A 12,372-nucleotide genomic window follows, 5' to 3' on the forward strand; every position below is an offset into this window, starting at 1 on the left:
TAAACGCAAGAAACAAAAAAGCTGCGGTTGTTACGCCACAGCTTTTTTAATTGCTCAATAGTATTATTGCGCGTTTGCTTCACGCTCTTCGATAAACGCTAGCGCCATCTTAATTCGTGCAATAACACGTTCTTGTCCAATGAGCTGCATTACTGCGTCAACAGATGGTGATTGACCGCCACCAGTCACAGCTACACGTAGCGGCATACCAATTTTGCCCATGCCGATTTCAAGTTCTGCACATACTTGTTCAATCACTTGATGTAGAGCTTCTGTTGTCCACTCAGTTAGCGCTTCAAGTTTGCTTAACGCTAGAGCTAGAGGCTCTTTTGCTACGCCACGTAGATGCTTCTTAGCCGCACCTTCTTCAAACTCAGAGAAATCTTCGTAGAAGTAACGAGATTGCTGAACAAGCTCAACAAGCGTGTTGCAACGTTCGCCAACAAGAGAGACGATTTGTGCTAGTGCAGGACCGTTGTCTTTGTTAATACCTTGGTTATCAAAGTGCCATTCAAGGTGCTTCGCTACATACTCTGGTTCAGAAGACTTGATGTAGTGATTGTTCAACCAAAGCAATTTGTCTGTATTGAATGCCGATGCTGATCTTGAAATCGCATTCAGGCTAAATAGGTCGATCATCTCTTGTTGAGAGAAAATCTCTTGGTCACCATGACCCCAACCTAGACGCACAAGGTAGTTGATCAGTGCTTCAGGTAGATAACCTTCGTCACGGTATTGCATGACTGAAACCGCACCGTGACGTTTAGACAACTTAGCACCGTCATCACCTAGGATCATTGCACAGTGTGCAAAAGTCGGAACTTTCGCGCCAATTGCTTCGTAAATGTTAATTTGACGAGGCGTATTGTTGATGTGGTCTTCACCACGAATAACATGCGTAATACCCATATCGATATCGTCAACTACAACACAGAAGTTGTAAGTTGGAGAACCGTCTGTACGGCGGATGATTAAATCGTCCAGTTGGTCATTGCGAATTTCAATGCGACCACGAATTTGGTCATCAAATACTACGCTACCGCCTTTAGGATTACGGAAACGAATAACACAAGGGTCACCCTCTTTTGCCGCTTCATTTACCGCTTTAATTTTTGGATGGTTAGCGTCGTAACGAGCCATCTCTTTGTTTGCTTCTTGCTCAGCACGAACTTCATCTAAAAGCTCTTTAGATGCATAGCACTTGTATGCTTTGTCTTGCGCTAGAAGTTGATCAACAACTTCGTTGTAACGATCAAAACGTTTAGTTTGGTAGTAAGGACCTTCATCCCATGCCAAACCTAGCCAAGTCATACCTTCAAGAATCGCATCTACTGCTGCTTGAGTAGAACGTTCAAGGTCAGTGTCTTCAATACGTAGAACAAATTCACCACCTTGGCTTTTTGCATATAACCAAGAGTAAAGTGCTGTACGTGCACCACCAACGTGAAGATAGCCCGTAGGACTTGGGGCAAAACGAGTTTTAACCGTCATTTGACTTCCTTAGATATAAAAACGACAGTGGCACATTAAGCCACTGCGACTGAAAGGATAAAATTTGGCGCCATTTTACCATTGATGACTAATTCCACAATGGAAGATTAAATCATATTCCATAACACCGCTTGACCTTACCTTTAGGTCAAGGTTTATGCTTTCATTAGTGTCGAATGGAGGGATTAAAAATGGGTCACTATGCACTGCCGTTATCTGGCTTAAATTGTATGGGCTGCGCACGCAAAGTTGAGCGACAGCTCAATTCGAATTTCACCGTTGAAATTCAGTCCCTTTCTCCGACTTTTATTGAGTTAGAGGTCAACTCACCGCTCGAACAAGTCATCGACAGCATCGAATCATTAGGCTACCACGCCGGCAACTCGCTGCAATTTAGCTTACAGGGATTAAATTGCGGCAATTGTGTAAACAAGCTCACCAAGCATTTGCAAAGCTTTGACGACATTGCCCGCTTGGAGGTTTCAAAAGAATCACTTTCACTGATCACTTCAAACACTGATGCTGAAATCATCGACCGTGTATCTCAGGTTGGTTTCAAAGCAAGCCTTATTGCTCCTCTAGCAGAGATAGAAGCAAAAAATGAAGTGATTGCTGACAAAGCGACTGAAAAAGAGCAATCAGAGCCAACACCTGTTGAACCAATTCCAAATGCAGCCAATGACTTAGTTAACACTCACTTGCTGATTAAAGGTATGACTTGCGCCAGTTGTGTTGCCTCAGTAGAAAAATCACTACTCTCGGTATCTGGCGTAGAGAAAGCGCAAGTTAATCTGGCAGAACAAACCGCCTTAGTGATTTCAAATCAAGATGTCACTTCCGCATTAGTCGCCGCAGTTAAACAAGCGGGTTATCAGGCTGAGTGGGTAGATGATCCAGAGGAGCAACAGAAGAAACAACAACAGCATTTAGAGCTTATTCAGAACGAGCATAAGCGAAATGCAGTTCTAGGCTTAGTCCTAGGGGTTCCTCTAATGGCTTGGGGCGTATTCGGTGGCAACATGATGGTTCAAACCAGCAGCGACCAAATGGCTTGGAGTATCGTTGGGTTATTGTGCCTTGCACTCTTAGCAACCGCTGGTAAAGGTTTTTTTACTAGTGCATGGCAAGCACTGACTCACCGCCGAGCAACAATGGATACCTTAGTTGCACTCGGTACAGGAGCCGCGTGGTTCTACTCGATTTTGGTTGTGATTGCGCCAAACTGGTTTCCTGATAACGCGCGTCATGTCTATTTTGAAGCCACAGCGATGATCATTGGCTTAATCTCTTTGGGTCATTACATAGAAGCCAAAGCCAAAGCGAGAACTACTCTATCACTTCAAGCTCTGATTAATTTGCAGCCACAACAAGCAACCTTAGTCACAACGAAAAATGGGGAAGCTACCGAGCAAACCATCGCTATCGCTGACATCAAACAAGGTATGACGTTACGAGTAAAACCCGGTGAGCAGTCTCCGGTTGATGGTATCGTCATTGAAGGCAGCTCTTACGTAGATGAGTCAATGCTTACTGGCGAACCTATCCCAGTTTATAAATCAGCATCAAGCCAAGTCTCTGCAGGAACCATTAATCAAGACGGTAGCTTATTGTTACAAGCGACCGGTATTGGTTCACAAACTATGCTCTCTCGCATCATCAAAATGGTTCGTCAGGCGCAAAGCAGTAAACCAGCTATTGCTAAAATGGCAGACCAAATCTCGGCCGTTTTTGTGCCGACTGTTGTGTTGATAGCAATTTTTTCAGCGTTAATCTGGTACTGGTTTGGTCCTGACCCCAAAGCCAGTTATATGCTGGTGATTGCCACTACAGTGCTCATCATTGCCTGTCCTTGCGCACTTGGTCTGGCAACGCCATTGTCAGTAACCGTTGGTGTTGGTAAAGCCGCAGAAATGGGCATTTTAATTCGAGATGCCAATGTTCTTCAGTCAGCTAGCAAAATCAATACTGTGGTATTTGATAAAACAGGTACGCTCACACAAGGTAAACCAAGCGTTCAGCAGCTCATTACCTTTAATTCAAACCAACAGCAGGTCTTGGCTTTGGCCTACGCTTTGGAGCTACAATCCGAGCATCCTTTAGCCAAAGCGGTTTGCCTCTACGCAAAAGAGAATCAAATATCCCCAGCGGCCATAAGTAACTTCATCAACTTACGCGGACAAGGCATTCAAGCCGACCATCAAGGGCAAGCAGTACATATTGGGTCTATCGGCTATTTCCAATCTTTAGATATCGATTTAACCGAAGCAGAACAAACCCTAGAGACTTTTTCAACCAACGCTTGGACTCCTGTCGCTATTGCCCTCGACAAACAGCTTATAGGTCTGATTGCGATTGCCGACCCGGTAAAAGAAAGTGCTGCGCAAGCTATCCAAGCGCTGAATGAAATGGGGATTCATACCGTTATGCTGACAGGTGATAACCAAAGTGTAGCGAACTCAATTGCAAGCAAGCTCGGTATAAGCCAAGTGATCGCTCAGGTACTTCCAGACCAAAAAGCGCAACATATTGAAGAGTTACAGAAACAAAACAGAGTTGTAGCCATGGTCGGTGATGGTATTAACGACGCGCCAGCACTTGCTCAAGCAGATATTGGTATTGCAATGGGAAGCGGCAGTGATGTTGCCATTGAGAGTGCGCAAATGACACTGCTCAACTCGTCACCACTATCGGTGGTCAGTGCTATTGAATTGTCACAAGCGACAATTAAGAACATGAAGCAAAATCTGTTCGGCGCGTTTATTTACAACACCTTTGGTATTCCGATCGCCGCAGGTGTGCTCTATCCGGTATTTGGATTCTTGCTTAGCCCAGTAGTAGCAGGGGCGGCGATGGCATTGTCATCCATTACTGTGGTGAGTAATGCAAACCGCCTAAGGCTGGTTAAAACGCGCTTTCACCAATCCTAAATAAGCCAAACAATGAAGGTAGCCAACGTTCATCCTTGAGTATTAATGGAAGCGCAATTAGAACAATTGAGCTAATCTATTCTAAATTAAGGTTTTTATCCTTAGATAGTATCGGAAAAATTTAGAATCAGAAAAGGAATACAGCATGTCTGTAATTACTCATACTCTTCGTTGGCTACTACCTTTAGTGGTCTTTTCTGTTCATGCAGAACCTTTGTATTGGAGCGCAACAAACGGAAAAATCAGCCTCACGATTATTGGTTCAGTGCATGTTGGTGAACCTTCCATGTTCCCCCTACCTAATAATATTTATCAAACACTAGCCAAAAGTGATGGTCTTATTGTTGAGTCTGATACCACTATCCAACAGAAAATCGTTTACCCACCAACCACTAAACAAGCCGCTCAAGTGCTTTCACAAGAGCAACTGTTCAATCTCGATCAAATTACCACCAAGTTTGGATTGAACGCCCAGCAAATTCATCAGCTTCCGCCATGGAGTGCTGCTTTATCTCTACAATTTTTGCAATTACAGAAGCTCGGCTATAAGACAAAGGATGGCGTTGACCTTCATTTGATGCAAAAAGCCGCTGAAGCCAACATACCGCTAGTGCCCTTAGAAACTATGCAATTTCAAATCGATCTGCTGACCCACCAGCCTGACGACGGCAAAGAACTGTTAATCAGTATTATTGATGATTGGGAGAGCAATGAAGACATGACACATTGCATGATAGAAAGCTGGAAAGCGGGAGATAAAATAAATCTTGAAAAGATGATGCATCTTACCGAGATGTCTCCAGAAATGGAGCAAGCATTTGTGACTAACCGAAACCAAGATTGGGCAAATAAACTGAGTTCTGGAAAATTCTTACCAACGCAACAAGGTCAGTACGTGATGATCGTTGGCGCTTTACACTTAATCGGTAAACAAAACTTTATTGAAATGCTGGAGAAGAAAGGCTTCAAAGTTTCACAACAAAACCGAAGTAAAAAAGCAAACTGCGAGTTTTTTTAAGCTCACTCTGTTCGAGTACATAAAACACTTGAAACGAAAAAGGCTCCAGTCTTTCGACTAGAGCCTTTTTCTAAATATGGTCGGTGAAGAGGGATTCGAACCCCCGACCCTCTGGTCCCAAACCAGATGCGCTACCAAGCTGCGCTATTCACCGAGAACGCTGCGTATATTACGGATTATGAATAGTTACGCAAGTCATTTAACTAAATTTTTCACAAAATCAGTTCGTTCGATTAAAAACCCATCAACAAGCAATAAAATGTGACCAAATACACACACATAGAAACATTTACACAACCTATCAATCACAATTGATCCAGATCAGTGTCGTTTTTTTAGCCAGAATTTAACTTAAGAATCGTCTTCAAGCACTTATAGAGGAAATACTATGGACTTATGGCTAGATCTCCTTTTCGGTAATGCAGTTGGGTTATCTTCAATGCTGGTTATTTTCGGCGCTATAGGACTGATGCTGTTTTATGGCAGCTATTTCGTCTACAAAGTATTGAACGACAAATCTCCTCACTAGATCGCTTAGCATCTATTTTTTAAATAGAATCACGCTTTGCACCGGAGTTGATAACTTGTCAGCTCCGGTTTTTTATTTTTCCCACCAACATTCGTTCCTTGATGCTTAACAGGTTGCTTGAGTAGTCTCGATTGTTATACTTCTGACATTCCATGATTAATTCGAGATAGCACTATGTCTAGCGATGACTTTGAGTCTCAAGATGATTTCGAACTATTTCATCAAATGATGGGCGACGTAAAACCCATCAAACAAGATACCGCCGAACTGAATAAATCCCATCAGGTTACTGATGCACAACTAGCTAAGCGCGAAGCGGCAATTAGTCATTCAGATAACGACCCTGATTATCTTTCTATTGACCATGCGCCAATGCTTAAGCCTGATGACCATGTTGAATTCAAACGCAATGGCGTTCAGGACGGGGTATACAAAAAGATGCGCTTGGGTAAGTACCCTATTCAGGCACGCCTTGATTTGCATAGAAAAACCCTCAAACAAGCGCGAGATGAAGTGGTCGCATTCGTCAATCAGTGTATGAGAATGGATATTCGAACCGTGATTATCGTTCACGGCAAAGGAGAACGCTCTAATCCGCCAGCTTTGATGAAAAGTTTTGTCGCTCACTGGTTGACGCAAATTAAAGAAGTGCAGTGTATTCATAGCGCACAACGCTTTCATGGTGGCACTGGTGCTCTGTATGTTTTATTTAAGAAAAGTGTTGAGAAGAAAAACGAAAACCGAGAGCGCCATCAGAAACGTCTTGGCTAACAAAAGATACCTGCTAGAATGCGCCCTCGCTAAATTTTGAACACATTATTTATTTTGAAAGCGTTGCTATCATCCATCGTTTTCAAAACAGAAGCCGTTGTGAAACGTTACAGGAGATAAACATGTCACAATCTGAAGGCAAACGCCTAAACAAGTACATCAGCGAAACAGGTTACTGCTCTCGTCGCGAAGCCGATAAGCTAATTGACCAAGGTCGAGTAACTATTAACGGTAAAGTTCCAGAAATGGGAACTAAAGTCACCGATGATGATGACGTTCTAATTGACGGCAAATCGCTTCGTACCAAAGAAAAACCTATCTACATCGCGCTTAACAAACCAACGGGTATCACTTGTACCACAGAGCGTGACATCCCAGGCAATATTGTAGATTTCATCGGTCATAAAAGTCGAATTTTCCCAATTGGACGCTTAGATAAACCTTCAGATGGTTTGATCTTCCTGACCAATGATGGCGATATCGTGAATAAAATTTTACGTGCAGGAAACAACCACGAGAAAGAGTATGTGGTTCGCGTTGATAAACCTATCACGCCTGAATTCATCAAGCAGATGTCCTCAGGGGTGAAAATTCTCGATACCGTAACCCTACCTTGTAAAGTCGACATGGAAACCAAGTTTTCCTTCCGTATTGTTTTGACTCAAGGATTAAACCGCCAAATTCGCCGCATGTGTGAAGCGCTTGGTTATGAAGTGTTTAAGTTACGTCGCGTACGCATTATGAACATTTCTTTGGATGGTATTCCCAACGGTCAGTGGCGTTATTTAACCGATGCTGAAGTGGCAGACATTCTGGCAATGTGTGAAGAATCTACCGGTACGGAAGAAGCATCTCGTATTGATGCGAAAGGACACAATATCCGTAAGGCAACCGACGCTAAGTTATTCGACAGCAGAGAAGAGAACCGCGATTCAAAAGCGCGTAGAAATCAGAATTCAAGTTCGTTTAAAGATAAGACCTATCAAGGTCATAATGCCGATACCTTCCGTCATGCCCCTAATTCAAAGAAAGGAAAAGCAAGAAGTGAAAGCCAAGGCAACGGTTCATCAGCTAGCTCTTCAAAAGGAAATTCAGCTAAAGGAAAGCCTTCTCAAGGTAAGCCAAATTCACAAAAACTGAATCAGAAAAATGTGAAAGGCAGCGATAAGCCATCCAATGCGCCTCGAGTAGGCGGCACATTGAGCTTGAAAAAATAGAATATAATAAAAAGGGGAGCAAATGCTCCCCTTTTTATTTCTCACCAAGTAGCGATTACTTAGTACCGAAGATTTTATCGCCAGCGTCACCAAGACCTGGAACGATGTAACCTTTGTCATTCAATTTTTCATCAATAGCAGCAGTGTAGAGCTCAACATCTGGGTGAGCTTTTTCTAGTGCAGCAATACCTTCCGGTGCAGACACAAGAACCAACACTTTGATTTGGTTACAACCTTTCTCTTTTAGTAGATCAATAGTTGCAATCATAGAGCCGCCAGTAGCCAACATAGGGTCAACAACCAGTGCAATACGCTCTTCAATGTTTGAAGCAAGTTTGTTGAAGTATGGAACTGGCTCTAGAGTTTCTTCATCACGGTAAATTCCGACAACGCTGATACGAGCGCTAGGAATATGCTCTAAAACGCCATCCATCATGCCTAAGCCAGCACGTAGGATTGGAACGACAGTTACTTTTTTACCTTTAATTTGGTCAACTTCAACAGGACCATTCCATCCATTAATGGTTACTTTCTCAGTTTCAAAGTCCGCAGTTGCTTCATAAGTCAGTAGGCTACCTACTTCTGTAGCTAACTCACGAAAGCGCTTAGTACTGATGTCACCTTCTCTCATCAAGCCAATTTTATGTTTAACAAGAGGGTGTTTAACTTCAACAACTTTCATTTCCATCTCCGGCACAATTTAAATAAACCTCGGGATTATACACCTATTCTTTCAACTTTACCGACCAAAAATCACGATAAAAAACTGACGCAAACGTTTTCCTTTTTGTTTTAAGCCCTGTAGAATAGCGCCGTTTTCATATCCAACTTAACCGAGGAACTTCCCCGTGAGCGGTAACAAGACTTCTCTTAGCTACAAAGATGCTGGCGTAGATATCGATGCAGGCAATGCACTTGTTGAACGAATTAAAGGTGCTGTAAAGCGTACTCGTCGCCCTGAGGTAATGGGTGGCATTGGTGGCTTTGGTGCGCTGTGCGAGCTACCAACTAAATACAAACAACCTGTACTTGTTTCTGGTACAGATGGTGTTGGTACCAAACTTCGTCTTGCTTTGGATATGAAAAAGCACGACACAATTGGTATCGACCTAGTAGCGATGTGTGTAAACGACCTTATTGTACAAGGTGCAGAGCCACTATTTTTCCTAGACTACTACGCAACTGGCAAACTAGATGTTGATACGGCAGCAGACGTTGTTTCTGGTATTGCAGATGGCTGTGTTCAAGCTGGCTGTGCTCTAATCGGTGGTGAAACTGCTGAAATGCCTGGAATGTACGAAGGCGAAGACTACGATGTAGCAGGCTTCTGTGTTGGCGTAGTAGAAAAAGAAGACATCATCGATGGTTCTAAAGTTGCAGTTGGCGATGCGCTGATTGCGGTAGGTTCTAGCGGCCCACACTCAAACGGCTATTCTCTAGTTCGTAAAATTCTAGAAGTTTCTGGTGCAGACAAGAACGCGCTTCTTGAAGGTAAAACTATCGGTGAACACCTTCTTGAACCAACAAAGATTTACATCAAATCAGGTCTAAAACTGATTGCAGAACATAACATTCACGCAATCTCTCATATCACTGGCGGTGGCTTCTGGGAAAACATCCCTCGCGTACTTCCAGAAGGTACTAAAGCTGTTATCGACGGTAAGAGCTGGGAATGGCCTGTGATCTTCAAATGGCTACAAGAGCAAGGCAACGTAAATACTCACGAAATGTACCGTACATTTAACTGTGGTGTTGGTTTGATCATTGCCCTACCACAAGACCAAGCTGAAGCAGCAGTTAACCTTCTAAAAGCAGAAGGCGAAAACGCATGGGTAATCGGTAAAATTGCAGCAGCTAAAGCTGATGAAGAGCAAGTAGAGATCAATTAATCCATGAAGAGTATTGTTGTTTTAATTTCAGGAAATGGTACCAATTTACAAGCGATCATCGATGCTTGTGAGTCAAGCATTCATGAAGGCAGAGTAACGGCTGTTTTTTCGAATAAAGCAACTGCTTATGGCTTAGAGCGAGCTAAAAAAGCAGGTGCAGCGGCAGTATTTGTCGATCCAAAAGAGTATGAGACCCGTGATGCTTACGACCATGCCCTTATGGAACAAATTGATGAATATAAACCTGACCTAGTTATTTTAGCGGGCTATATGCGTATCCTGAGTAGTGAGTTTGTACGTCACTACTTAGGACGTATGATCAATATTCACCCATCACTACTGCCTAAGTACCCAGGTTTAAATACCTACCAACGAGCGATTCACGCTGGTGATGAAGAACACGGTACTAGTGTTCACTTCGTCACGGAGCAACTCGACGGTGGGCCTGTCATCCTTCAAGCAAAAGTGCCAATTTTTGATGAAGATACAGTAGAAACTCTGACAGAACGTGTGCAAAACCAAGAGTATCGTATCTATCCTTTAGTGACTCAATGGTTTGTCGAAGACAGACTAAAAATGAATGAAGGTAAGGCATACCTTGATGGTGAGCCACTAGGTATGCACGGCTACGCGACGGAATGATTGCTTAGAGCGATGAATACTAAAAAGGGTTGATACTGCATCAACCCTTTTTTCATTTTGTATAATCCAGTTGCAATGTATTACTCAAGTGGCTCTATTGGCGCTTGGTTTCCCGGTTTAGGTGCAGCAAATGCAACATCGGTTAGCTCTGAACTGTTGCTTTCGAACAGTTCACCATAATGGAAAATATTGAATTCCCCCGGTTTCATTCTATGCCATTGCTCGTTGCCCGTTAGCGGTTGAGTCGCAATCACAGAAACCACATCATCTGGTGTCGTTTCTTCTTGGAAATTGATTTCGATATCTTCGTCTAGCAGTGCAGCTCGACCAAATGGCGCTCGACGAGTAATCCAGTAAAGATGATTAGTGCAATATGTCATTAGGTATTCACCGTCAGACAACAGCATGTTAAAAACCCCTTTATCACGCAGTTCATCACAACGCAAAGCGAGATAACGAAATACTGCCGGCATATCTTTAGGTGGCTCTGGATAACGGTTCTCTAGCTTATCAAGTAGCCAGCAAAAAGCCGCTTCACTGTCTGTTTGTCCTACAGGTCGATGACGACCAGTCGGTAAATCTTGGTAATCGGTCAACTGACCGTTATGAGCAAACGTCCAATAACGTCCCCATAATTCCCGTGTAAATGGATGAGTATTCTCTAAATTCACACCGCCTCGATTCGCCTGGCGAATATGACTGATCACGGCGCAACTCTTGATGGGGTATTCTTGAACTAACTGTGCAATCTTGGATTGGTAACTAGGATTTGGATCTTTGAATGTTCTAAAGCCTTTACCTTCGTAAAACGTGATACCCCAACCATCGCGATGCGGCCCGGTATTACCACCACGTTGAATCAAGCCAGTAAAACTAAAACAAATATCAGTGGGGACATTAGCGCTCATTCCGAGCAATTCACACATCTTAACTTTCTCTCCTACTACCCATTTGATGCTAACTACAGATTATGTTTCGAGCTGGCTGTTACATTCCGTCCTGATAAAAGCCAGCTCGATAATCATCAGTTATTCCATTTCTTTTTCAATAAGTTGAATAACGATATGGATAATTTTGATATGTACTTCTTGAATACGGTCAGCGTAACCAAAGTGCGGTACGCGAATTTCAACATCCGCTACGCCCGCCATTTTACCGCCATCTTTACCAGTAAGTGCGATTGTTTTCATACCTTTTGCTTTAGCTGCTTCAATCGCTTTCAGAATGTTGCCTGAGTTACCCGACGTTGATAAGCCAAATAACACATCACCAGTAGATCCAACAGCTTCGACATAACGAGAGAACACAAAATCATAGCCAAAGTCATTGCTGACACATGATAGATGGCTTGGATCAGAAATGGCGATACCAGGGTAACCAGGGCGATTTTCACGGTAGCGACCCGTTAACTCTTCAGCAAAGTGCATTGCATCACAGTGTGAGCCACCATTACCACAAGACAACACTTTACCGCCCTTCTTGAATGAATCAGCAATAAGTTTTGCTGCAGCTTCAATTTGAGCAATATTGTGGTCATCGCTTAAAAATTTGTTCAGCACTTCAGCGGCTTCGGTTAGTTCACTTCTAATTAGATCCTGATACATAGTTATTCTCTTCTTAAAATCTGCTTGCAGATGAACTCTCTATATAGAGATGTAGGACACTATTGAGTTTACCCAAACCTGCGATTCTGTCGATAGATAAGCCTTAATAATTGCACTTTGTGAACAATATTCATCTCTCTCAAATTTAATCAGAGCGCACATTTTAGACTATTCGCTCTACACAGATCACTTTTTGAACATTTAATGGTTTTACATTTTATTAATATTTCATTTACACTTTACTGGTTAGACCACTTTTAAAAACAAAAATAAAGCGGCTTCAG

At 42.8% G+C, this 12,372-nt stretch carries 11 protein-coding genes and 1 tRNA gene; 7 read left to right on the forward strand and 5 right to left on the reverse strand.

What is annotated here, in order from left to right; translation table 11 throughout:
- Positions 1–63: 63 nt before the first annotated feature.
- Positions 64–1,491, reverse strand: a complete 1,428-nt coding sequence (gene gltX / locus G5S32_RS11055) for a glutamate--tRNA ligase (RefSeq protein ID WP_165312057.1) — start codon at positions 1,489–1,491, stop codon at positions 64–66.
- A 191-nt stretch (positions 1,492–1,682) separates the two neighbouring features.
- On the opposite strand from gltX, the gene G5S32_RS11060 reads away from it, so the two are divergent.
- Both G5S32_RS11060 and G5S32_RS11065 read left to right on the forward strand, forming a co-directional pair.
- Positions 1,683–4,418, forward strand: a complete 2,736-nt coding sequence (locus G5S32_RS11060; RefSeq protein WP_165312058.1) for a heavy metal translocating P-type ATPase — start codon at positions 1,683–1,685, stop codon at positions 4,416–4,418.
- Positions 4,419–4,563: 145 nt separating this feature from the next.
- Positions 4,564–5,436 (forward strand): TraB/GumN family protein, encoded by an 873-nt coding sequence (locus G5S32_RS11065; RefSeq protein WP_165312059.1) that lies wholly within the window; start codon positions 4,564–4,566, stop codon positions 5,434–5,436.
- A 77-nt stretch (positions 5,437–5,513) separates the two neighbouring features.
- Here G5S32_RS11065 and G5S32_RS11070 read toward each other — a convergent pair.
- Positions 5,514–5,590 (reverse strand) — tRNA-Pro (locus G5S32_RS11070).
- A gap of 234 nt (positions 5,591–5,824) precedes the next feature.
- On the opposite strand from G5S32_RS11070, the gene G5S32_RS11075 reads away from it, so the two are divergent.
- From G5S32_RS11075 to rluF, 3 genes are all read left to right on the forward strand, one after another.
- Entirely contained in the window at positions 5,825–5,965 is a 141-nt protein-coding gene (locus G5S32_RS11075) for a DUF3149 domain-containing protein (protein ID WP_165312060.1), read from the forward strand.
- 174 nt (positions 5,966–6,139) lie between these two features.
- Positions 6,140–6,736 carry a DNA endonuclease SmrA gene (gene smrA, locus G5S32_RS11080; protein ID WP_165312061.1) on the forward strand — a complete coding sequence of 199 codons (597 nt, stop codon included), beginning with the start codon at positions 6,140–6,142 and terminating at the stop codon, positions 6,734–6,736.
- A 122-nt stretch (positions 6,737–6,858) separates the two neighbouring features.
- A complete protein-coding gene (rluF, locus tag G5S32_RS11085) occupies positions 6,859–7,953 on the forward strand; it encodes a 23S rRNA pseudouridine(2604) synthase RluF (RefSeq protein ID WP_165312062.1) in 1,095 nt (364 codons plus the stop codon).
- Between the two features lie 55 nt (positions 7,954–8,008).
- Here the strand turns inward: rluF and upp are convergent, their stop codons facing one another.
- Positions 8,009–8,635 carry a uracil phosphoribosyltransferase gene (gene upp / locus G5S32_RS11090; protein WP_165312063.1) on the reverse strand — a complete coding sequence of 209 codons (627 nt, stop codon included), beginning with the start codon at positions 8,633–8,635 and terminating at the stop codon, positions 8,009–8,011.
- A 166-nt stretch (positions 8,636–8,801) separates the two neighbouring features.
- Here upp and purM point away from each other — a divergent pair, with 166 nt between their 5' ends.
- Both purM and purN read left to right on the forward strand, forming a co-directional pair.
- A complete protein-coding gene (gene purM / locus G5S32_RS11095) occupies positions 8,802–9,842 on the forward strand; it encodes a phosphoribosylformylglycinamidine cyclo-ligase (RefSeq protein ID WP_165312064.1) in 1,041 nt (346 codons plus the stop codon).
- Positions 9,843–9,845: 3 nt separating this feature from the next.
- The gene (gene purN / locus G5S32_RS11100) at positions 9,846–10,484 is read left to right on the forward strand and encodes a phosphoribosylglycinamide formyltransferase (RefSeq protein WP_165312065.1); all 639 of its coding nucleotides are present in this window, start codon (positions 9,846–9,848) and stop codon (positions 10,482–10,484) included.
- 80 nt (positions 10,485–10,564) lie between these two features.
- On the opposite strand, the gene G5S32_RS11105 is transcribed toward purN, so the two are convergent.
- Both G5S32_RS11105 and lpcA read right to left on the reverse strand, forming a co-directional pair.
- Entirely contained in the window at positions 10,565–11,410 is an 846-nt protein-coding gene (locus G5S32_RS11105; protein ID WP_165312066.1) for a class II glutamine amidotransferase, read from the reverse strand.
- 102 nt (positions 11,411–11,512) lie between these two features.
- Positions 11,513–12,088: a D-sedoheptulose 7-phosphate isomerase gene (gene lpcA / locus G5S32_RS11110; RefSeq protein WP_165312067.1), complete on the reverse strand. Its 576-nt coding sequence runs from the start codon at positions 12,086–12,088 to the stop codon at positions 11,513–11,515.
- Between the last annotated feature and the right edge of the window lie 284 nt (positions 12,089–12,372).

It is taken from the genome of Vibrio ziniensis (assembly GCF_011064285.1).
In the GTDB taxonomy this organism is placed as follows: domain Bacteria; phylum Pseudomonadota; class Gammaproteobacteria; order Enterobacterales; family Vibrionaceae; genus Vibrio; species Vibrio ziniensis.